Source organism: Thalassobaculum fulvum (assembly GCF_014652915.1).
In the GTDB taxonomy this organism is placed as follows: domain Bacteria; phylum Pseudomonadota; class Alphaproteobacteria; order Thalassobaculales; family Thalassobaculaceae; genus Thalassobaculum_A; species Thalassobaculum_A fulvum.
Genome location: NZ_BMZS01000010.1, coordinates 239,691 through 260,477 on the forward strand (window position 1 = coordinate 239,691; position 20,787 = coordinate 260,477).

The window sequence follows — 20,787 nt, forward strand, 5'->3', positions numbered from 1 at the left end:
GGGGGCGGGGCATGAGCGACGGCGCACCGACCCTCGAGGTCCGCAACCTGCAGACCCATTTCCTGACCAAGGCCGGCACCGTAAAGGCGGTCGACGACGTGTCCTTCACCGTGCGGCAGGGCCGGGTGATGGGGCTGGTCGGCGAGTCCGGCTCCGGCAAGACCGTCACCGGCTTCTCGATCCTCGGCCTGGTCGACGAGCCCGGGCGGATCGTCGGCGGCGAGATCCGCTACCGCGGCGAGAACATCGCCGGAGCGTCGGAGGAGCGCATGCGGCAGCTCCGCGGCAACCGGATCGCGATGATCTTCCAGGACCCGATGATGACCCTGAACCCGGTGCTGCGGATCGACACCCAGATGGTCGAGGCGATCCGCGCCCACCAGGACATCTCCCGCGACGAGGCCTGGCGGCGCTCGCGCGATGCGCTCGGCCGGGTCGGCATCCCGTCGCCGGAGGAGCGGCTGCGCTCCTACCCGCACCAGTTCTCCGGCGGCATGCGGCAGCGGGTGGCGATCGCGATCGCGCTGTTGAACAGGCCCGACCTGATCGTCGCCGACGAGCCGACGACGGCGCTCGACGTCACCATCCAGGGCCAGATCCTCTACGAGGTGCAGAAGCTCTGCGAGGAGACCGGCACCGCGCTGATCTGGATCACCCACGACCTGTCGGTGGTGGCCGGCCTGGCCGACGAGATCTGCGTGATGTACGCCGGCCGGGTGGTCGAGCACGGCACGGTCGACGCGGTGCTGGACCGGCCGGCGCATCCCTACACCCGCGGCCTGATCGGGTCGGTGCCGAGCCGCAACCGCCGCGGCCAGCCGCTGGCCCAGATCCCCGGCATGACCCCGTCGCTGCTGAACCTGCGGCCGGGCTGCCCGTTCAAGGCGCGCTGCCCGGATGCCGACGCCGCCTGCGACGTCGCGCCGGAGCTGACGCAGCCGGTGGCGGGACGCGACGTGCGCTGCCACCACCCGGCGACCGGTCGCGCGCCGGCGGAGGCGACGGCGTGAGCGCGGCCCCGGACCGGAGCGAGCCGGCGGCGGCGACGCCGATCCTGGAGCTGCGGCACGTCTCGAAGCGCTTCGTGAAGCGCCTCGACGCCGCGGCGAAGATTGCCAACCTGCTGGGGGCCGGCCTGCGGGACGAGGTCGTCCAGGCGGTCGACGACGTGTCGCTCGCGGTCGCCGACGGCGAGGTGGTCGGCCTGGTCGGCGAGTCCGGCTGCGGCAAGTCGACCCTCGGGCGGGTGGTGGCCGGGGTTCACCCCGCGACTTCCGGGACGGTGCATTTCCGTGGCCGCGAGGTCTCCGCGCTGAAGGGCCCGGCGGCGCGCGACGCGGCGCTGAAGATCCAGATGATCTTCCAGGATCCGATGAGCTCGCTGAACCCGCGCCTCAGGGTCCGGGACATCGTCGGCGAGGCGGCGGTCGTGCATGGGCTGGTCGGGGCGAAGGAGGTCGACGACTACGTCGCCGAGACCCTGCAGCGGGTCGGCCTGGACCCGACCTACATGCGGCGCTACCCGCACCAGTTCTCCGGCGGCCAGCGCCAGCGGATCGGTATCGCCCGGGCGCTCGCCGTGCAGCCGGAGTTCCTGGTGTGCGACGAGTCGGTCGCCGCGCTCGACGTGTCGATCCAGGCCCAGGTCCTGAACCTGTTCATGCGGCTGCGCGAGGAGTTGAGCCTCACCTACCTGTTCATCAGCCACGACCTCGGGGTGGTCGAGCACCTCTCGGACCGGGTGGTGATCATGTATCTCGGGCGGGTGGTCGAGACCGCGCCGACCGAGGCGCTGTTCGACGCGCCGAACCACCCCTACACCCGGGCCCTGCTCGACGAGATCCCGCGGCTCGAGGCCCGCAAGCGCAGGTTCGTGCCGGTCAAGGGCGAGATCCCGTCGCCGATCGACCCGCCGACCGGCTGCCATTTCCACCCGCGCTGCCCGCACGCGACGGCGCGCTGTGCCGCCGAGCAGCCGGCGCTGCGGGAGATCGCGCCCGGGCGCTGGTCGGCCTGCCATCTGAACGACGGACCCTAGGTGGTGCGGGACGCCGACCTGCTCGTTCCCGGCGTGCTGTACCGCCGCGACCCGGTGGCCGATCCGGTGCCGTTGGTGGTCGACAGTCCGCACAGCGGGGTCGACTGGCCGGCCGACTTCGAGCACCGGGTCACCCTGGCCGAGCTGATGACCTCGGTCGACGCCTATGTCGACGAGCTGTTCGGGGCGGTGCCCGCGGTCGGCGGGACCCTGCTGGCGGCGCTGTTCCCGCGCGCCTATGTCGACCCCAACCGGGCCGAGGACGACCTGGACGCCCGCCTGATCGACGGCGACTGGCCGCACCCGCTGAACCCGACCCGGAAGACCGCCGCCGGCATGGGGGTGATCCGACGGCTGATTCTGGAGGGCCGCCCGCTGTACGACCGGCCGCTGCCGGCCGAGCGGATCCTGCACCGGCTGGAGACCTTTCACCGGCCCTACCATTCGGCGCTGGCCGAGGCGGTCGCGCGGACCCACGCCCGCCACGGCGTGGTGTTCCACCTGAACGTCCATTCGATGAAGCCGGTCGGCAACGCCATGAACGTGGACGCCGGCCGGGCGCGCCCGGACGTCGTGCTGAGCGACCGCGAGGGCGCCACCTGCGACCCGGCCTTCATCGGCCGCGCGGTCGAGGTGCTGCGCGACCTGGGCTACCGGGTGTCGGTCAACGACCCGTACAAGGGAGCCGAACTGGTGCGCCGGCATTCCGACCCGGCCGGCGGCCGGCATTCCCTGCAGCTCGAGCTGAACCGGGCGCTCTATCTCGACCCGCAGACCTTCGACCGGTCGACGGGATTCGCGCGCCTGAAGGCCGACCTGGACACGCTGCTGGCGGACCTTGCGGACTGGACCGCGGCCCGGGCGGGCTGACTGTTTCCGCCGAGGTCTTGACACCCGCGCCGGTGCGCGCTGCGATCGGGGTTCCACCTCGGAGGCTTCCCATGACCGCGCTCGAGCGCTGCGACCTGCTGCTGACCGGCGGCACCGTTATCGATGGAACCGGAGCGAAGCGGCAACGCGCCGACGTCGCGATCGTCGACGACCGGATCGCCGCGGTCGGCGACCTCGCCGGCACCTCCGCCGGCAAGACGATCGACGCCACCGGCAAGATCGTCGCCCCCGGCTTCATCGACGTGCACACCCACGACGACCGGGCGCTGCTGTCGAAGCCGACCATGGACATGAAGGTCAGCCAGGGCGTGACCAGCGTGGTGGTCGGCAACTGCGGCATCTCGCTGGCGCCACTGGTGCTGGACCGCCGGCCGCCGCCGCCGCTCGACCTGCTGGGCGAGGAGGAGTGGTGGAAGTTCGCCACCTTCGACGAGTTCCTCGGCGCCGTCGACAAGGAGCCGGCCTCGGTCAACGCGGCCTTCCTGGTCGGCCACTCGACGCTCAGGGTCGGGGCCATGGAGTCGCTGCTGCGCCCGGCCGATGCCGGCGAGATCAAGACCATGCGCGGCAGGCTGGAGGCCTCGATGGCGGCCGGCGCGGTCGGCCTGTCGACCGGCCTGTTCTATGCCCCGGCCGCCCAGGCGCCGACCGAGGAGGTGATCGAGCTGGCCAAGGGGCTGAAGGCGTTCGGCGGCCGCTACGTCACCCACATGCGCAACGAGGGCGACGACGTCCTCAAGAGCCTCGAGGAGACCTTCCTGATCGGCCGCGAGGCCGGGGTGCCGGTGGTGGTCTCGCACCACAAGGTGCACGGCAAGGAGAACTTCGGGCGCTCGAAGGAGACGCTGGCGCTGTTCGATCGCTACATCAAGAGCCAGCACATCGGCCTCGACGTGTACCCGTACCACGCGTCCTCGACGGTCCTGAAGAACGACTCGATCCAGTACTCCACCCGTGTGCTGGTCACCTGGTCGAAGGCGCATCCGGAGATGTCCGGCCGCGACCTCGCCGACATCGCCAGGGACTGGGGCTGCAGCGTCTACGAGGCGGCCGACCGCCTGCAGCCGGCCGGTGCCATCTACTTCGCGATGGACGAGGACGACGTGCAGCGGATCCTGTCGTATCCGAACGCCATGTTCGGCTCCGACGGCCTGCCGCACGACGAGTTCCCGCACCCGCGGCTGTGGGGCACGTTCCCGCGCATCCTCGGGCACTACGCCCGCGACCTCGGGCTGTTCAGCCTGGAGGAGGGGGTGCGCCGCATGACCTCGCTGTCGGCCTCCGAGTTCGGGCTGAAGGACCGCGGCGTGGTCGCCGCGGGCAAGTTCGCCGATCTCTGCGTGTTCGACGCCGGCACCATCATCGACGCCAACAGCTTCGAGGACCCGATGAAGCCGGCCGAGGGTATCGAGGCGGTGCTGGTCAATGGCCGGGTCGTGTGGACCGACGGCCGCCCGACCGGCGATCGCCCGGGCCGGGCCCTGCGCCGCGGCGGGTGAGGGGCAGTAGTCGCTTTCCCTCAACCCTCATCCCGGACGACGCGCAGCGTCGATCCGGGACCTATACTTGATCCGCCGCGCCTGCGGTGATGTGGGTCCCGGCTCTCCGCGACTGCGTCGCTGCGGCCGGGATGAGGGTAGGAGGTGAGGGAGCGCATGCGGCCCGCCCTCGTGTTCCTTTGCTGGCTCTTCTGTGTGTCTCCGGCCGCGGCGGTCGAGCGCACCGTGCTCGCCGTCAACATCGGCTGGCATGTCGGGCTGGCGTTCGAGGCTGCGGATCTCGACCCGGCGGCGTTTCCCGAGGCGGCCGACTTCCCGGATGCCCGCTGGATCGAGGTCGGATGGGGTGACGCCGCCTTCTACCGGGATCCGGACCCGGGCCTCGGGACCATCCTCGCGGCCGCCCTGGTGCCGACGCCCGCCGTCCTCCATCTGGTCGGAATGCCCGCCCATCCGGCGCAGTACCTGCCGGGGGCGGAGGTGCTGGCGATCCCGCTCGACGACGCCCAGCTGGCGCGGCTGGTCGCCTACGTCGCGGCCCAGGTCGACCGGGCCGGCCGGCCGCGCGCCGACGCGCTGGGGCCGGGGCTGTACCCGGTCAGCCGGTTCTACCCGGCGCTCGGCGAGTTCTCGCTGGAGCGGACCTGCAACACCTGGGTCGCCGAGGCCCTGGCCGCCGCCGGGCTGCCGATCGATCCCGGCGGCGTGGTCCAGGCCGGCACGCTGATGGCGCGGGTCCGGGCGGCCCTGGGTATCCGGCCGGAACCGGTCCCGGAGCCCTCAGAGCTTCGGTAGCGCCACCGGCCGCACCGTCTCGTAGGCCGCCGAGGCGGTCAGGACCATGTCGTCGCGGTGCTTCGGGCCGACGATGTGCAGGCCGACCGGCAGCCCGGCCTTGGTCAGGCCGCACGGGATCGAGGCCGCCGGCTGCTGGGTCAGGTTGAACGGGTATGAGTACGGCGTCCACTCGGTCCAGCGCTTCAGGGTCGAGCCCGGCGGCACCTCGTGGCCGGCCTCGAACGCCGGCTGCGGCAGGGTCGGGGTCAGCAGCACGTCGTATTTCTCGTGGAACAGGTTCATCGCGGTGCCCATGGCCTCGCGCTCCTTCACCGCCGCGAAGTAGTCGAGCAGGCCGATCTCGGCACCCTCGGCGGCGATCTGCTGCAGCCCCGGGTCGATCAGCGCCTTCTGCTCGGCGCTGAAGCCGGTGAACAGGTTGGCGGCGCCGGTGTACCAGTGCTTGCGGAAGGTCTCGTGGCTGTCGGCCAGCGGCGAGTCGATCTCCTCGACGATGGCACCGAGCGCGACGAACGCCTCGGCCGCGGCCTTCACCAGGGCGGCGACCTCCGGATCTACCCAGCTGTTGCCGAGGGTCGGGCAGAACGCGATCCGCCAGCCCTTGACCGAGGCCGCGGCGGCCCGCCGCAGGTCGCTGGTGTCGGCCGGCGCGGCGTACCAGTCGCGCGCATCGGGCTGCTGCATGACCGTCATCATCAGGGCGGAGTCGGCGACCGTGCGGGTCATTGGGCCGACATGGGCGACCGTGCCGAACGGCGACAGCGGATAGGCCGGAACCCGCCCGAAGGTCGGCTTGATGCCGTACACGCCGGTATAGCCGGCCGGCATGCGGATCGAGCCGCCGCCGTCGGATCCCTGGTGCAGGGCGCCCATGCCGGTCGCCGCCGCCACCGCCGCGCCGCCGGAGCTGCCGCCGGGCGTCTTGCTCGGGTCCCAGGGGTTGCGGGTGACGCCGGTCAGGGCGTTGTCGGTCACGCCCTTCCAGCCGAACTCCGGGGTCGTGGTCTTGCCGAGCAGTACCGCGCCATGCTCGCGCAGCCGCGCCACGAACGGCGCGTCGACGTCCCACGGTCCCTTCGGATCGACCGCCTTGGAGCCGCGCATGGTCGGCCAGCCCTTGGTCAGCGACAGGTCCTTGATCGAGGTCGGCACGCCGTCGACCAGGCCCTTGGGCGCGCCCTTCGCCCAGCGGGCTTCCGAGTCGCGGGCGGCCGCCAGGGCGCTCTCGGCGTCGACCAGGCAGAATGCGTTCAGCCGGTCGTTGTGCGCGTCGATCCGGGCGAGCGCCGCCCTGGTCGCCTCGACCGGCGACACGGTCCGACTGGCGTAGCCGTGCAACAGCTCGGTGGCGGACCAGAGGGCGAGGTCGGTATCAGGCATGGGAATCCTCAGGCTTCGGGTTTCGGTGGACGGGTCAGGGGGCGAGGTCGGCGGCGGGCCAGGCGGGGTCTCGGAACTCCTGGATCTCGAAGCGGTAGTTCTCGATGCCCCGGAAGAAGCAGGAATAGACCTTGAAACGCTCGGACAGTTTCGGGGGCGCCTCGAACTCGACCCCCCGGGCTTTCAGGGTGGCGTACATCCCGTCGACGTCGGGCGTCACGAAACTGTAGGTCACGCCGGGATCCTCCGGCGGCGGGCGGTTCACGCAGACGCCGAGGAAGGCGCCGCCGGCAACCGCGTAGATGTGGCACAGGTCGCCCTGGTTGAGCGCCAGCCTGAGCCCTACCTTGTCCCGCAGGAACGCCGAGGCGCCGGCCAGGTCGCGGGTGTAGATGAAGGTAACTTGCTGGGCGATCGGCGGTCGCGTCGTCACGGTCGGTCCCTTCGCTCGGATCGCGGCAGCTTAGGGAGCCGCGACCCCCTGTGTCGAGCGTCGCGGGCAATCGACGCGACCGAAGATTTGGAGGCACCGAGTCCGAAATGACGGTCGATCCGTCGACGATGGGCCGGCCCGAGCTCCGGGCCCTGCTGGCGATCTGGGAGGCGCGGCGCGACGGTGCGGACCTGCCCCGGAAGGTACGGTTCGCGCCGGTCGACGTGTCCGAGTTCATGGCGAACATGCTGTTCGTCGAGGTGTCCGACTCCGGCCCGCGGTTCCGCTACCGCGAGGTCGGCGTCGAGCTGACACGGATCTACGGCCGGGACGTCACCGACCGGTACCTGGATCAGATGCCGGTGCTGTTCCGGAGATTCGCCGAGCCGGCCTATCGCGAGGTTCTGGCAACCCGCGATGCCACATACGGGTCGTTCCGGTTCGTCCGCAACTGGTGGATCGCGACCTACGAACGGCTGATGCTGCCGCTTGCCGGCGACGACGGGGTCATCGTCGAGGTCGCGGTCGCGATCTACCCGCGCTTCACGCCCCGTGGTCCCGGGCGTCGCCGGCGGGACGCGTGATCAGTTCAGCTTGATCTCGCCGACCGGCCGGTCCGCCGGATCCGGTGCCGGTGCCGGTGCCGGAGCCGGTGCGGGCGCACCGGAGCCTTCGGGCCTGGGGGCCAGCATCCCGCCCGACCGGGGCGTGCAGTCGCCGGTGAACATCTGCTGCACGAGGCTCTCCTTGCACTGCGCCCAGGGCTGCTCGACGCCGCCCGTCGACTCCTGATAGATCAGCGCGATCGCGAAAGCGGCGAGCAGGCCCGCCAGTATCCACATGCCTCGGCCCACGGTCTTCTCTCCCTGGTGTGCTCGAGGCGATATGAGCATGCCGGGGCGCGATTGAAAGTGCGCCCGGGCCGTAAGGCGCGTCCGGCAACTCGCTTCTGGTGCCGTCCGGCAGGGTCGAGTACGATAGTGTGCGTCGCCTGAAGGCCGCGGTTCCGCGGTGGCGGGGGCGGATCGCACGATCGAAACGGGGACGATCTTGGCGACATCGGCGTCGGCAACCTCCTACACGCTCGTGGAGCATGCGCCCGAGATCGGCGATCCTCGGCTGTCCGACCTTCTGCGGTACTGGTGTGCCAAGCGGCGCGGAAGATCGGTTCCGGCGTACAGGGATATCGACCCCATCGAGATCCCTGGCCTTCTGACCTACCTCTGGATCCACGACTACGACCCGGAAAGCGAGCGGTTCCGGGTCCGCCTTATGGGGGAGGCGGTCCGTTCGACCTACGACTGCCCGGTGGTCGGCATCGACGTCGAGGACCTGGTGACGCAGGCCGCCTATCCCGTCGTCTCGGAGCGCTATCGGGCGGTCCTCGACACGCCGGCGATCGGGCACGGGCGCGGCCGGATCTACGGCCACACGATCGGCCGCGTCGGCGGCGGCGAGCGTCTCTATCTGCCGCTGGCCGACGACGAGGGCCATCCGCGGATGATACTCGGCGCGACCATCTACAAACTGCTCGACGATCCGCAGGCTGCAGCGGCGGTGGAGGCGGGCCTGCGGCCGGACACGATGTCGCCCGTCGCCGTGCTCTAACGGATCCGCGGTTCCCGGCGTCAGGCCGACCAGTCGACGACGTGCTCGGGCAGTTCGGCGTCCTCGACCAGGGCTTCCGAGACTACGCGCCCGCGCACCGACATTCCGGCCTCGTGCACCGTGTTCGGGTCGCCCGACACCAGCGGGTGCCACCACGCCAGGTCCTTGCCTTCCTTGATCAGCCGGTAGGCGCAGGTCGAGGGCATCCAGGACAGGTCGGCGACCACCGCGGGGCTCAGCACGACGCAGTCCGGCACCCGCTTCTTGCGGTTCGGGTAGTCGGTGCAGCGGCACGTCGAGCCGTCCAGCAGCTTGCAGGCGACGTCGGTGTAGGCGATCTCGTCGGTGTCCGGGTCCTGCAGCTTGACCAGGCAGCACTTGCCGCAGCCGTCGCAGAGGCTCTCCCACTCGTCGCGGGAGAGCTCCGCCAGCGTCTTGCGCTTCCAGAACGGCCGGTCGTTCACGAGGTGGTCACTCGCGGAAGCTGGGGTCGATCTTGTCCATCTTGCGCATCAGCGCCGCGAACTCGAGCTCCCCGTAGCTGTCCTCGCAGGCGGCGAAGGAATTGACGTCGTCGCCGGATTTCTTGGCGACGTTGCCGCCGATGATGTTCAGGGTCCCGGCCGAGCCGGCGTCGATCTGCACCTGGGCCGCCCGCTCCAGCCGGTACAGCCACAGGAACGCCTCGCCGACCGTGCGGCCGGTGGTCAGCAGGCCGTGGTTGCGCAGCACCATGGCGTGGTTGTCGCCGAGGTTCTCGACGATCCGCTCGCGCTCGTCGAGGTACAGGCTCACGCCCTCGTAGTCGTGGTAGCTGATGCGGTCGACGAAGGCGGTCGAGCCCATCGAGATCGGCAGCACGCCTTCCTTGACCGCGGCCAGCGCCATGCCCGACCGCGAATGGGTGTGCATGACCACCTTGTGGTTCTCGCTGTGCGCCATGTGCACGGCCGAGTGGATCACGAAGCCGGCCTGGTTGACCGGGTAGGGGTTGTCCTTGTCGATCTTGTTCCCCTCGACGTCGATCTTCACCAGGTTCGACGCCGTCACCTCGTCGTAGTTCAGGCCGTAGGGGTTGATCAGGAAGTGCAGGTCGGGGCCCGGGACCTTGGCGGTCAGGTGGCCGTAGATCAGCTCGCACCAGCCGAAGTGGTCGACCATCCGGTAGGCGGCGGCGAGCTTGACCCGCAAATCCCATTCGGCGTCGGAGCAGCCGGACGGACGCGACAGGCGGACAGTGGCGGGGCTCAGATCGTTCATGGGGATCCTCCTCTTGTCGGTCAGCCGGCGCTGCGGATCTTGTCGAGCACGGGCAGGACGTATTCGCGGAACTTGGCCGGGTTCTCGCTCATCGGGAAGTGGCCCTGCTCCTTCATGATTACCGCCTCGGCGCCCGGGATGGCGGCGGCGGTGCGCTCGGTGTCCTCCGGCGTGCAGGAATAGTCATACTCGCCGGTCAGAAGGTAGAGCGGGCACTTCGACGTGTCGATCAGCGGGGTGCGGTCGCGGAAGTCGGAGTCCTCGCGGTAGAAGTACAAATCGCCCTTGAACACCCCGGGGCCGCTCTGCATGTAGCCCCACAGGGTCTCCCAGCGGTACTCGTCCGGCGACTGCGGGGCGACCAGCCCGGACACCATGGCGGCGCAGATCTCGCCGCCGTGCACGTCCGGCCGGTTCAGCCAGGTGGTGTCGTACCAGGAGGTCTGGTGGTCGGCGCACTCGACGCCGATCAGTGCCCGGAACCGGTCGGCGTGGTGGGCCGCCAGGTGCAGCACGATGCGCCCGCCCATCGAGCAGCCGATCAGCGCCGGCCGGTCGAGCTCGAGCGCGTCGGCGACCGTCAGGATCGCCTCGGTGTAAGTGGCGGTGGTCAGCCGGTATTCCTCGTCGTGGAACCCGACCGGCGGGTTCGACTTGCCGTGCCACGGCAGGTCGAAGGCGATGACCCGGAAGTGGTCGGTGACGGCGGGATCGGTCATCAGGTGGCGGTACTGCCGGCCGTCGGAGCCGGCAGTGTGCAGGCACAGCAGGGGGATGCCCCGGCCGGCCTCCTCGATGTAGATCCGGCACGGCCGGCCCGACAGGGTCAGGGTGGCGTAGCGCCCGACGATAGGCTCGAACTCGATGGCCATGGCTCAGCCCCCCACCTTGCCGCGGGGTGCCTCCAGCACCTCCTTGACGTAGCGCAGGTTGGCCATCAGCGGCTGCAGGTCGCCCTCCAGCCGGGCGACGCCGAGCCGGCACATCGCGATGACGTCGTGATAGCCGGGCTCCGGCGTCGTCTCCCAGAACCGCCCCCAGGCCTGGGCCTCGGCCCGCACCGCGAAGCGCCAGGCGCGCATCCGGAACGGGCCCTTCTCGACGGCGGCGATCCGGCCCTCGTGGACCTTCACGTGCACCGGCACCGCATCGGCCTCGACCAGGAACTCGCCGGAGAAGAACCGGCCGCGGTTCACCAGCGGCCCGCACCCGTTCACCAACTCCGGCAACCGCGCCAGCACGGCCGCCACATCGTCGCCCGTCACGCCCTTCCTCCCTCGGCGTCTTGTTCTCAGACGGGACGATAAGCCAGGCAACCGGTCCAGTGAAGGGGTGTATACAATCCGTGGATCGATTGAACTGCAGGCGGATGGGGCCGCAATGGTGGTCTCATTCGGACAAGCGCGCAGCAAAGCGATGGCTCGTCACTAAGGGAGGCCTTGAGCCGCAAGGATCGCGAACGCGCGACCAACCGCGCCGGCTACAGGGGGGGGCGGAGCGGGGCCATGACAAAACTCAGGGTGGCCGGACTCAAGAAGCGCTCGATATCATCTGGCTCCCCGTATCCCAAGGCCGCAAGGAGCCCCGACGCAAGACAGGAAATGAATTGGTCTTCCCCGCGGTTGTGTTCCGCTCCAATGACGAAAAATAACTTGTTGTGGTTGTCGTTTTCCTCGGCATAGAGGCATTTGGTTTTTCTGCTGTGGAGTTTGTTGAGGGTGGGAGCCATTGCTTTGATCGAGGTGCGGTGATTGACAAATGGTGTGAATGTCATGGAAAGGTTTGTGTATTGGGCGCCGAACAGCTCATGCGACACAAATATTACAACATCTGATTTGTCGTCAATTGGATCCATGTAGTTCGGTGAGCCGATGTGCTTTACAGTCATCCGCCCGTTCTTATCGATGTAGAAATCCTTTATGAAGGTTTTTTCCTCCAGCACATGAAACGCGGGCCTACATAGCTGGCGGTTGATGGATTCGATAAGACGGATCGTAACCTGGGCAAATTCAGGCACGACGACGCCACGGACGGACACTTCAAGCGGGAACTCAAGCTTCTGGGACCTGATCGGGGTCGGTGTTGTGTCAGTTCGCACAGGCTCGATCGGCATACATGTCGGCTTTTCGGCCAGCGCCGCTGTCACCATTGCCGGCAACGTCATCGAGGTGATGAGTATGGTCAGAGCTGTCCAACACGCGAGCCGGGCCCATCTCTCTCTCGCTGCGGCCACAGCCAAATCTAGTCCCCGGCCTGCTGCAGCCGCCGGGCGGCGCGCTTCAGGTGCTGGGATTCGAACGCGCCGATGTAGTCCCGGGTCTCCGGCACCGCGTCGATCGACTTGGCGAGCTGGATCTGGAACACCATCAGGTAGCCGTACCGGAACGCCAGCTCGCAGCCGGTCAGGTAGAACTCCCACATCCGGTAGAACCGCTCGTCGTACATCGCGACGATCTTGTCGCGGTTGGCGGCGCAGTTCAGCCGCCAGGCCAGCAGGGTGTCGGCGTAGTGGCTGCGCAGGATCTCGATGTCTGTAACGTACAGGTCGGTGTGGCGCTCGATCGCCTCGGTCTGCTGGCTCAGCGACGGGGTGTAGGCGCCCGGGAAGATGTACTTCTCCATCCACGGGTTCTGCGGCTGCGCCGGACGGAACACGCCGATGCTGTGGATCACCGCCACGCCGTCCGGCTTCAGCAGGCTGGAGACCTTGCCGTAGTATTCGCCGTAGTGGCGCGGCCCGACATGCTCCAGCATGCCGACCGACACGATGCGGTCGTACTTGTCCTCGAGGGTCCGGTAGTCGCGCAGGTGGAACTTCACCCGGTCGGCGACGCCGGCCTGCTCGGCCCGCCGGTTCGACACCCGGTGCTGCTCGGTCGACAACGTCACGCCGTCGACCGAGATGGAGGAATGACGGTCGGCGAGGAACAGGCCGAGCCCGCCCCAGCCGGAGCCGATGTCGAGCACCTTGTGGCCCGGCTTGGCGCGCAGCTTGGCGGCCAGGTGGACCTTCTTGTTGAACTGCGCGGTCTCCAGGTCGTCGGACGGATCCAGGAAGTAGCCGCAGCTGTACTGCCGGTCGCTGTCCAGGAACAGGTCGAACAGTTCGTCGCGCAGGTCGTAGTGGTGCGAGACCTTGCGCTGGGCGGCGCCGATCGGGTTCCAGTGCCGGAACGCGGCCCGGGCGTTGCGGAACCAGCGCAGCATCCACTGGATGCTCTCGGTCTCGCTGCGCGCCACGTTTAGCATGCAGACGTGGAGGAAGGTGTACAGGTCGGTCCCGTCCTCGAGCACCAGCCCGCCGTTCATGTAGCCTTCGCCGACCGCCATCTGCGGCGAGAAGAACAACCGGTGGTGCAGGGACGGGTCGACAAGGCGGATGGTGGCCTCGGGGCCGGGCGAACCCTCGAACACGTGCCGTTTGCCGTTGGCGTCGACGATCGTCAGACGCCCTTCCCGTACGAATTGTCGAAACCCGAGTGCCGCAAGCATCGGCCAACCCCCAACAGTCGATCCGATTCGGTTCAGGGGGCGGGAAACACCCGCAATCACGGGTATGGTAACAAAAACAGCCAATGATGCCAGAAGGTCTTAACCGGAACGGGAGCGATGCCATGCGAACACGACCCTTCGGACGTACGGGACTTGCGGTTCCCGAGGTGGTATTCGGCGGCGGCTGGGTCGGCGGCGTGCTGATCCACACGGACGACGACACACGGCGGGCCGCCTTCCGTCGCGCCCTCGACGCCGGCGTCGACTGGATCGACACGGCCGCCAGCTACGGCGACGGCGAATCCGAACGCACCATCGGTCGGCTCGTGCAGGAGTTGCCGGCGGACCGCCGGCCGCGAATTTCCACCAAGGCGCGCCTCGACCTGGAGGCCGGCGAGCCGCTCGACCGGCAGATCCGCCGCAGCCTGGAGCAGAGCCTCGAGCGCCTGCGGATGTCGAAAGTCGAGCTGTACCAGTTGCACAACCCGATCGCGCCGGCGACCGGCGGCGGGCGGATCGCGCTCGACGCGGTGCTCGGCGCCGGCGGCGTGGCCGACGCGCTCGACCGGTTGCGCGCCGAGGGGCTGTGCGACCATATCGGCTTCACCGCCCTCGGCGACGCCGCGAGCTGCATCCGGGTGGTCGAGAGCGGTCGCTTCGATACCGCCCAGGTCTACTACAACATGCTGAACCCGACGGCGGCGCTGGCCGAACCCGGTGCGCTGAGCGTCCAGAGCTTCTGCGGCCTGCTCGACGCGTGCCGGCGGAACGATCTGGGGGTGATGGCGATCCGGGTGTTCGCCGCCGGCGTCCTGGCGACCGACGAACGCCATGGCCGGGAGGTCGCGGTCACCGCCGATGGCGGCGATCTCACGGCCGAGGAGAAGCGGGCGGCCGCGGCCCTCGCGGCGGTCGGGCCGGAGCACGGAACCCGCGCTCAGCGGGCGCTGCGCTTCGTCCTGGCCGAACCGCGGGTGTCGTGTGCGGTGGTCGGGCTTGCCGAGATCGCCCATCTGGACGAGGCTCTGGCCGGCGCGGCGATGGGCCCGCTGCCGGAACCGGCCCTGGCGGCGCTGCGCCAGGTCTGGAACAGCGATTTCGATCGGGGAGCGTAGCTGCCGATGTTTCCGTCCCGGCTCGTGGCGGCTCTGGCCGCCGGAATCACGCTCGCCGCCGCGGCACCTGCCGCGGCGCATCCGCATGTCTGGATCGACCTGCGCACCGTGGCCCTGCTGGACGCCGAGGGCCGCCTCGAAGGAGTCCGGGTCGAGTGGCTGCTGGACCGGTTCTATTCGGCGGTCGCCGAAGAGGACATGGACACCGACCGGGACAAGGCGGTCAGCCCGGCCGAGGCCCAGCTGTGGGCCGAAACCGCGTTCGGGAACATCGCGTCCGTCGGCTATTTCGCCGAGTTCCTGATCGACGGCCGCAGCTACCAGCCGACCCGGGCCTCCGATCCGGTCGGCCGCTGGGTCGACGGGCAGGTCTTCATGTCGTTCGTGATCCGGCCGGACGCGCCGGCGGACCCGCGCAAGGTCGCGGTCGGCTACATGGTCTACGACCCGCAGTACTACATCGACGTGCGGCATCCCGACGGCCCGGGCTTCGCCGCGGTCGAGGGGCCGGGGCAGGCGGCCTGCACGGCGACGGTCGGCCGGTCCGAACCGGCGCCCGAGGTGGTGGCCTCGGCCGCGGCCCTGGACAAGGACGAGACCGCGCCTTCCGGGCTCGGCCGCCTGTTCGCCGACTACGTCAAGGTGACCTGCCGATGACCGCCATGGTGCAACGCTGGCGCTGGCCGGCGGTCGCGCTCCTGGTCGGTGCCGGGCTGGCGATCGGCCTGTGGGGCGCCGGCTTCGATCCGGATGCGGTCGTGCGTTGGCTGCAGGACAGCCGCCTCGCGCTGCAGCACCGCCTGTCGGACGCGATGGCGGGAGCACGCTCCGGCGTCGACGCGGCCGGCGCCCTGGCGGCCCTCGGCATCGGCTTCGGCTACGGGGTGCTGCACGCGGTCGGACCCGGCCACGGCAAGGCGGTGGTGTCGACCTACGTGCTCGGCGCGGAGCGCAGGATGCGCCGCGCGATCGGCCTGGCGGTCGCATCGGCGCTGGTCCAGGGGCTGGTCGCCGTCGTTCTGGTGGTCGGGGCGTCGGAACTGCTCGGCATGACCCGCCGCGCCACCTTCGATGCGGCGACCTGGATCGAGCGCGGCAGCTACGTGCTGGTGGCCGCACTCGGGCTGTGGATCGCCGGCCGCGCGCTGTTCGGCAGGGCGCCGGCGCACGACGACTGCGCGATCTGCGCGCCCGGCCGGCTGTCGTCGTTCACGGTCGCCGACGGGGAGCTGCGCGACCGCCGGACCTGGTGGGCGGCCCTCGGCAGCATCGGGATCCGCCCGTGCAGCGGGGCGCTTCTGGTCCTGGTTCTCGGCGAGACCCTCGACCTGCGCTGGCTGGCGATCCTGGTGGTCGTCGCCATGTCGCTCGGCACCGCGCTCGCGGTCGCCGGGCTCGCCGGGGCGGTCGCCGGGCTGCGCGAGGGGCTGGTCAGGCTGGTGGGTGGCGACGAGGCCCGGGTGGCGGTACTGCGCCGCGGCCTTTCGGTCCTGGCCGGGCTCGCCCTGGCGGCGCTCGGGGCGGCATTGCTTGTGGCCGTGAGCGGGCCGAAGCACCCGCTCCTGTGATCAGCAGACCGCTCAGTAGACGGCGCGACCGCCCGACAGATCGAAGGCGGCGCCGGTCGAGAAGCTGCACTCCGGCGAGCACAGCCACGCCACCATCGCGGCGCACTCGTCGGCGGTGCCGAGCCGGCCGAGCGGGCTCTTCGAGACCATGATCCGGACATGCTCCGGGTTCATGTTCTTCACCATGTCGGTGTCGAGCGCGGCCGGCGCCACGCTGTTGGCCAGTACGCCGGTGCCGGCGAGTTCCTTGGCCAGCGACTTGGTGAAGGCGATCACGCCGGCCTTCGAGGCCGAGTAGGCCGGAGCGTTCGGCGTGCCTTCCTTGCCGGCCAGGCTGGCGATGTTGACGATCCGGCCCCAGCCGCGGCCGACCAGGACCGGCGCCACGATCTGGCAGACCAGGAAGGTGCCGGTCAGGTTCACCTCGACGACCCGTCGCCAGTCGGCCAGGGGGTAGTCGAGGGTCGCCACCGTCGGCCCGGCGATGCCGGCCGAGTTCACCAGGATGTCGAGGCCGCCGAAGGCGGCGGCGGCGGCTTCGCGGGCCGCCTCGACGCTGGCCGGGTCGGTCACGTCGACCGTGGCCGCAACCGCCCGCTCGCCGGCGCTCAACCGTCCGACCGCCGCCTCCAGGGCGGCAGCGTCGGCGTCCCACAGGGCGACCCTGGCGCCGTCCGCCAGCAGGCGCTCGGCGACCGCCAGCCCGATCCCCCGGGCGCCGCCGGTGACGACCGCGGCCCGTCCGCTCAACGCTGTCGAGGTCATGTCGTGCGCTCCGGGCTCAGGCGCCGTCCTTCAGGGTGAATTCGCCGTCGCGGATGCGGTCGGGCCAGTCCTGCACCATGTCGGCGACCGTGCTTTCGCCGTAGATGTCGATCATGTCGGTCAGCGCCGCGAAGATCGCCGACGAAGCGACGATCTCGGGCGAGGCGCCCTGGGCGATCGCCTCGTCCCAGGCTTCCAGGATTACCTTCAGCGCGAGCCGCTTCTGCTCGTCCTCCGGCAAAATCGGCGGTTCCCGGTCGTCGGCCATCGTTGCTCCTCCTGACTGCGGCAGCCATAGCGCGGCGGCACGCCCGTGTCACCCCGCCCCGTGCAGCGCGGGTCCGCTACGGGCGTGACCGGGCTCGACCGGCCGTGGCACAGTGCCGGCCGACCCGAGTCCGAGAGGTCCAGAAACGGAGGAACGCCATGCAGAAATTCGTCCACAACCCCGCTGAGGGGGCCAAGTTCGAAACCGACGGCCTGCGCGAGTTCTTCGTGTACCGGGACCTGGGCATCAAGGACGCGACCGACGGCAAGTACCACGCCCACGTGATCCGCGCGGTGCCGGGCAAGCACGCGGTCCCGCAATGGCACACCCACACCCTGGACTTCCAGATGGTGTTCATCCTGAAGGGCTGGGCGACCTTCGAGTACGAGGGCCAGGGGCGGCGCACGCTGCGGGCGGGCGACTGCGTGCTGCAGCCGCCGGGGATCCGGCATCGCGAGATCGAGCACTCCGACGACCTGGAGCTGGTCGAGATCACCTCGCCGGGTGACTTCGCGACCCAGCTGTCCGATGCCCCGTCCGAGGCGGCCGAGTAGCGACGCATGCACGAGACCGGTGCCCCCGGGCCCGAGGCACCCGATCTCGAGGGTCGTGATCCCGGGCTGGTGATCCGCGAAGGGGTGCCGGTCTCGACGCGGTTCGACGACGTCTACTTCTCGCGCGAGGGCGGGCTGGCGGAGACCGCCCACGTGTTCCTCGCCGGCGTCGGCCTGCCGGAAGCCTGGACCGGACGGCGGCGCTTCACGATCGCCGAGACCGGGTTCGGCACCGGCCTGAACTTTCTGGCGACCTGGGAGCTGTGGCGCCGGACCCGACCGGCGGGCGGCGTGCTGCATTATCTCGCCGTGGAAGGCTACCCGATCCGGCGCGGCACCCTGGCGGGGATCCTGGCGCCGTTCCGGCGGGTCGGCGACCTGGCGGCCCGGCTGATCGCCCGCTATCCGCTGCCGCTGCCCGGCCTGCACCGGATCTGGTTCCCGGAGGACCGGGTCTGCCTGACCTTGGCGGTCGGCGAGGCGGCGGCTGTCCTGCCGGAAGTCGATGCCGCGGTCGACGCCTGGTTCCTCGACGGCTTCGCGCCGGCGCGCAACCCCTCGATGTGGGAGCCGGCGGTGCTCGACCAGGTCGCCCGGTTGGCGGCGCCCGGCTGCCGGCTGGCCACCTTCACCGCCGCCGGCGCGGTGCGCCGCGGGCTGGAGGCGCGCGGATTCGCCATGCAGCGCCGCCCCGGCTTCGGCCGCAAGCGGGAGTGCCTGGCGGGCAGCTACCGCGGGAACGCGGCCGAGGGCCTTCGCCCGCCGGGCCGGGTGGCGGTGGTCGGCGCCGGCATCGCCGGCGCGGCCCTGGCCGGGGCGCTCGTGCGGCGCGGGGTCGAGGTCGCCTGGGTAGAGCGCCGGCCGGCGGTGGCCGCGGAGGCCAGCGGCAATCCGGTCGGCGTGCTGATGCCGCGCCCGACCCTGGACGGCGGCCCGGCGGGACGGCTGTCGTCCGCAGCCTTCCGGCACGCCCTGGCCGAGTGCGCCGACCGCGGAATCCCGGTCGGCGGCGACGGGGTGCTCGAACTGGCGGGCGAGCCGTCGGTGATTGCGCGCCACGGCCGGCTCGCCGCAATCGGGGCGCTCGCCGCGGTGGACGGGCGGATCGTCGATCCGGCGGAGGCCAGCCGGATCGCCGGCGTGGCGCTCGACCGGCCGGCGATCTGGTACCGGCGGGCCGGCCATGTGTCGCCGCCGGCGCTGGTCCGGGCGCTGGCCGGCCCGGCCGGCCTCCGCCCCGGCTGCCCGGTCGAGCGGTTGGACCGCGGTGGCCCGACATGGCGCCTCGTCGACGCGGGCGGGGCGGTCGTCGACGAAGCCGATGCCGTTGTCGTGGCGGGCGGGGCGGCGTCGGGAGCGCTCCTGCCGTTCGGCGGGCTGCCGCTGCGCGCCGTGCGCGGCCAGTTGAGCGAGCTGCCGGAAACGGCGCTGAGCCGGCGCCTGCGGGCGGTGCTGACCTTCGGCGGCTATCTGACGCCGGCGACCGGCGGCCGTCACGTCGCCGGCGCCACCTACGAGCGCGAGGGATTCGATCCGGACGCATGGCCGCAGCCGGTGACCGCGGAGGGCCACGAGCGCATCCGCAGCGCCATGCCGCCGCTGGTCGGCGCCTGGTTCGAGGCGGCCATGCCGGCCGGCGGTCGGGCCGCGATCCGCGCGACCACACCCGACCGGCTGCCGATCGCCGGGGAGCTGACCGACGCCGGCGGGGCCGGGGCGGGCGTCCATGCGCTGACCGGGCTCGGCTCGCGCGGGCTGGTGACGGCGCCGCTGCTGGCGGAGCTGTTGGCGTCGCAGATGCTGGGGGAGCCGCTGCCGGTCGAGCGGGACCTGGCCGCGGCGGTCCGCCCCGGTCGCTTCCGCGAACGGTCGGCGCACCGGCGGGCCGGCTGAGCCCCGGTCAGTGTGCCCGGAGTTCGTCGAGCCGCCGGTTGCTCTCCTCGAACAGGCGCTTGACCCGCTCGACGTCGTACGGCTCTTCCGCCAGGGTCTCGGTGTCCCATTCGCTGCGCGGGGTGCCGAAGAAGTCGCCGCCGTAGACGTGCAGTGCCCCGGTCAGCCGGCCGAGCGGGTTGGTCACCGAGTGGATGGCGGTCTCACCAAGCCAGGTCGCGTCGCGCTCGTCGAGCTCCTTGGCGCCCATGCGCTGCAGCCCTTCCGGGCTGCGACGCCAGAACACGTTGGTCTCCTTGCCTGTGTAGATGCCGATCGACGCCCACATGCGGTGGTCGTGCGGCATCAGGTTCATCTCCGGTCCCCAGACCAGGTTCAGCACCGTCAGTCGGTCGCTGTGGTGCAGGGTGAACACGCCGCCACGCTCCGGCTCGCCGATCGCCCGCATGACCGCGGCCGGGTCGGACACCGCCTCGGCGACGATCTCGCGCACCGCCATTTCGGGAGCGGACTCGTCGAGCGCGGCGGTACAGTCCTGGACGAAGCGGTCGAGATCGAACATGGCGGCCTCCCGGCGGTTCTTGGTGTCGGGGCGACTATCGCACCGGCGATGCGCGGCTGCTACGGGGCGTGTGTTTCAGTCCGGCAACACTTGTTGCCGTCGGACCGGCCCGGTCGTCACTCGAAACTTGCGAGAGGCTCGAAATGCAGCCCGCCGAACAGCATGACGACCCGGCCGGCGCCGTCGAACAGGGGGCAATGCAGCGACTCGTAGCGCAGGTAGCTGCGTTCGGCGAAGCGCGCCGTCCCGACATGCCGGACCGGCAACCCTGTCAGCGCAGCCCGCGAGAATACCCGCATGACGTCCGCGAGGATCGGATGCGCATACACATCCTCGAATCGCCGGCCGGTCATGTTGCGCCCGATCGCCTCGACCAGTTCGCCGCCGAGCAACCGCCAGCGGAACCTGAGAGGCTCGTGACGAACGTCCAGCAGGGTCACATTGTGGATGTCCGGGCCGATCTCGAGGGGGTCAAGGTCGGCGCGCCGCGGCGGCCGGACCGCGGCCTTGCTGCGCCAGTAGGCATAGAGGCGCTGGAGGACGGGCGAGACGAGGGTTACGGACGGATCGGGAACCGGGCGATAGCGTGGCCTGCCGAGCAGGTCGATGTCCGGACGTCCACGTTTCGCCGTCTCGGTCATGCGGGTTTCGCACCTCCCCAGA

The 20,787-nt window shown here is 70.5% G+C and carries 25 protein-coding genes; 12 read left to right on the top strand and 13 right to left on the bottom strand.

What is annotated here, in order from left to right; genetic code table 11:
- The first annotated feature begins 11 nt into the window (after positions 1–11).
- The 5 genes from IE246_RS20845 to IE246_RS20865 all read left to right on the top strand — a co-directional run bounded on the left by IE246_RS20845 (position 12) and on the right by IE246_RS20865 (position 5,223).
- On the top strand, positions 12–1,010 hold the full coding sequence (locus tag IE246_RS20845; protein WP_189993258.1) for an ABC transporter ATP-binding protein: 999 nt from the start codon (positions 12–14) through the stop codon (positions 1,008–1,010).
- Positions 1,007–2,038: an ABC transporter ATP-binding protein gene (locus IE246_RS20850; protein WP_189993260.1), complete on the top strand. Its 1,032-nt coding sequence runs from the start codon at positions 1,007–1,009 to the stop codon at positions 2,036–2,038. Before IE246_RS20845 ends, IE246_RS20850 begins: the two co-directional genes overlap by 4 nt.
- 3 nt (positions 2,039–2,041) lie before the next feature.
- A complete protein-coding gene (locus tag IE246_RS20855; RefSeq protein ID WP_229837425.1) occupies positions 2,042–2,908 on the top strand; it encodes an N-formylglutamate amidohydrolase in 867 nt (288 codons plus the stop codon).
- Between the two features lie 71 nt (positions 2,909–2,979).
- Complete coding sequence (locus IE246_RS20860; protein ID WP_189993263.1) at positions 2,980–4,428, top strand: N-acyl-D-amino-acid deacylase family protein; 1,449 nt, start codon at positions 2,980–2,982, stop codon at positions 4,426–4,428.
- A 156-nt stretch (positions 4,429–4,584) separates the two neighbouring features.
- Positions 4,585–5,223: a DUF2459 domain-containing protein gene (locus tag IE246_RS20865; protein ID WP_189993265.1), complete on the top strand. Its 639-nt coding sequence runs from the start codon at positions 4,585–4,587 to the stop codon at positions 5,221–5,223.
- Here IE246_RS20865 and IE246_RS20870 read toward each other — a convergent pair.
- Both IE246_RS20870 and IE246_RS20875 read right to left on the bottom strand, forming a co-directional pair.
- Positions 5,209–6,606 carry an amidase gene (locus tag IE246_RS20870; protein ID WP_189993267.1) on the bottom strand — a complete coding sequence of 466 codons (1,398 nt, stop codon included), beginning with the start codon at positions 6,604–6,606 and terminating at the stop codon, positions 5,209–5,211. The genes IE246_RS20865 and IE246_RS20870 overlap by 15 nt on opposite strands.
- Positions 6,607–6,640: 34 nt before the next feature.
- On the bottom strand, positions 6,641–7,039 hold the full coding sequence (locus tag IE246_RS20875) for a VOC family protein (RefSeq protein ID WP_189993269.1): 399 nt from the start codon (positions 7,037–7,039) through the stop codon (positions 6,641–6,643).
- 107 nt (positions 7,040–7,146) lie between these two features.
- On the opposite strand from IE246_RS20875, the gene IE246_RS20880 reads away from it, so the two are divergent.
- Positions 7,147–7,623: a PAS domain-containing protein gene (locus tag IE246_RS20880; RefSeq protein ID WP_189993271.1), complete on the top strand. Its 477-nt coding sequence runs from the start codon at positions 7,147–7,149 to the stop codon at positions 7,621–7,623.
- Here the strand turns inward: IE246_RS20880 and IE246_RS20885 are convergent, their stop codons facing one another.
- Positions 7,624–7,893: a hypothetical protein gene (locus IE246_RS20885; RefSeq protein WP_189993504.1), complete on the bottom strand. Its 270-nt coding sequence runs from the start codon at positions 7,891–7,893 to the stop codon at positions 7,624–7,626.
- A 196-nt stretch (positions 7,894–8,089) separates the two neighbouring features.
- On the opposite strand from IE246_RS20885, the gene IE246_RS20890 reads away from it, so the two are divergent.
- Positions 8,090–8,647 (top strand): PAS domain-containing protein, encoded by a 558-nt coding sequence (locus IE246_RS20890; RefSeq protein WP_189993273.1) that lies wholly within the window; start codon positions 8,090–8,092, stop codon positions 8,645–8,647.
- Positions 8,648–8,667: 20 nt separating this feature from the next.
- Here IE246_RS20890 and IE246_RS20895 read toward each other — a convergent pair whose 3' ends face one another.
- The 6 genes from IE246_RS20895 to IE246_RS20920 all read right to left on the bottom strand — a co-directional run bounded on the left by IE246_RS20895 (position 8,668) and on the right by IE246_RS20920 (position 13,399).
- Positions 8,668–9,111, bottom strand: coding sequence for a YcgN family cysteine cluster protein (locus tag IE246_RS20895; protein WP_189993275.1), 444 nt, complete (start codon positions 9,109–9,111; stop codon positions 8,668–8,670).
- Positions 9,112–9,118: 7 nt separating this feature from the next.
- Positions 9,119–9,907 carry a class II aldolase/adducin family protein gene (locus IE246_RS20900; protein ID WP_189993277.1) on the bottom strand — a complete coding sequence of 263 codons (789 nt, stop codon included), beginning with the start codon at positions 9,905–9,907 and terminating at the stop codon, positions 9,119–9,121.
- Between the two features lie 20 nt (positions 9,908–9,927).
- Positions 9,928–10,779, bottom strand: coding sequence for an alpha/beta fold hydrolase (locus tag IE246_RS20905; protein WP_189993279.1), 852 nt, complete (start codon positions 10,777–10,779; stop codon positions 9,928–9,930).
- A 3-nt stretch (positions 10,780–10,782) separates the two neighbouring features.
- On the bottom strand, positions 10,783–11,172 hold the full coding sequence (locus tag IE246_RS20910) for a hypothetical protein (protein ID WP_189993281.1): 390 nt from the start codon (positions 11,170–11,172) through the stop codon (positions 10,783–10,785).
- Positions 11,173–11,387: 215 nt separating this feature from the next.
- Complete coding sequence (locus IE246_RS20915; protein WP_189993283.1) at positions 11,388–12,056, bottom strand: hypothetical protein; 669 nt, start codon at positions 12,054–12,056, stop codon at positions 11,388–11,390.
- Between the two features lie 92 nt (positions 12,057–12,148).
- A complete protein-coding gene (locus tag IE246_RS20920; protein ID WP_189993284.1) occupies positions 12,149–13,399 on the bottom strand; it encodes an SAM-dependent methyltransferase in 1,251 nt (416 codons plus the stop codon).
- A gap of 122 nt (positions 13,400–13,521) precedes the next feature.
- On the opposite strand from IE246_RS20920, the gene IE246_RS20925 reads away from it, so the two are divergent.
- Genes IE246_RS20925 through IE246_RS20935 form a run of 3 tightly spaced genes read left to right on the top strand, consistent with a single transcriptional unit; the run spans position 13,522 to position 16,082 of the window.
- Positions 13,522–14,514 carry an aldo/keto reductase gene (locus IE246_RS20925; protein WP_189993286.1) on the top strand — a complete coding sequence of 331 codons (993 nt, stop codon included), beginning with the start codon at positions 13,522–13,524 and terminating at the stop codon, positions 14,512–14,514.
- A gap of 6 nt (positions 14,515–14,520) precedes the next feature.
- A complete protein-coding gene (locus IE246_RS20930) occupies positions 14,521–15,171 on the top strand; it encodes a DUF1007 family protein (protein WP_189993288.1) in 651 nt (216 codons plus the stop codon).
- The gene (locus IE246_RS20935) at positions 15,168–16,082 is read left to right on the top strand and encodes a nickel/cobalt transporter (RefSeq protein WP_189993290.1); all 915 of its coding nucleotides are present in this window, start codon (positions 15,168–15,170) and stop codon (positions 16,080–16,082) included. The genes IE246_RS20930 and IE246_RS20935 overlap by 4 nt, the downstream gene beginning before the upstream one ends.
- A 12-nt stretch (positions 16,083–16,094) precedes the next feature.
- Here the strand turns inward: IE246_RS20935 and IE246_RS20940 are convergent, their stop codons facing one another.
- Positions 16,095–16,847: an SDR family NAD(P)-dependent oxidoreductase gene (locus tag IE246_RS20940; protein ID WP_189993292.1), complete on the bottom strand. Its 753-nt coding sequence runs from the start codon at positions 16,845–16,847 to the stop codon at positions 16,095–16,097.
- Positions 16,848–16,863: 16 nt separating this feature from the next.
- Positions 16,864–17,115: a hypothetical protein gene (locus tag IE246_RS20945; protein WP_189993294.1), complete on the bottom strand. Its 252-nt coding sequence runs from the start codon at positions 17,113–17,115 to the stop codon at positions 16,864–16,866.
- Between the two features lie 158 nt (positions 17,116–17,273).
- Here IE246_RS20945 and IE246_RS20950 point away from each other — a divergent pair, with 158 nt between their 5' ends.
- Positions 17,274–17,669 (top strand): cupin domain-containing protein, encoded by a 396-nt coding sequence (locus IE246_RS20950; RefSeq protein WP_189993296.1) that lies wholly within the window; start codon positions 17,274–17,276, stop codon positions 17,667–17,669.
- A 6-nt stretch (positions 17,670–17,675) separates the two neighbouring features.
- The gene (gene mnmC, locus IE246_RS20955) at positions 17,676–19,562 is read left to right on the top strand and encodes a bifunctional tRNA (5-methylaminomethyl-2-thiouridine)(34)-methyltransferase MnmC2/FAD-dependent 5-carboxymethylaminomethyl-2-thiouridine(34) oxidoreductase MnmC1 (protein ID WP_189993298.1); all 1,887 of its coding nucleotides are present in this window, start codon (positions 17,676–17,678) and stop codon (positions 19,560–19,562) included.
- A gap of 7 nt (positions 19,563–19,569) precedes the next feature.
- Here mnmC and IE246_RS20960 read toward each other — a convergent pair whose 3' ends face one another.
- Together IE246_RS20960 and IE246_RS20965 are read right to left on the bottom strand one after the other, a co-directional pair.
- A complete protein-coding gene (locus IE246_RS20960) occupies positions 19,570–20,124 on the bottom strand; it encodes a hypothetical protein (RefSeq protein WP_189993300.1) in 555 nt (184 codons plus the stop codon).
- A 116-nt stretch (positions 20,125–20,240) separates the two neighbouring features.
- Positions 20,241–20,765, bottom strand: a complete 525-nt coding sequence (locus IE246_RS20965) for a PAS domain-containing protein (protein ID WP_189993302.1) — start codon at positions 20,763–20,765, stop codon at positions 20,241–20,243.
- Positions 20,766–20,787 lie beyond the last annotated feature (22 nt).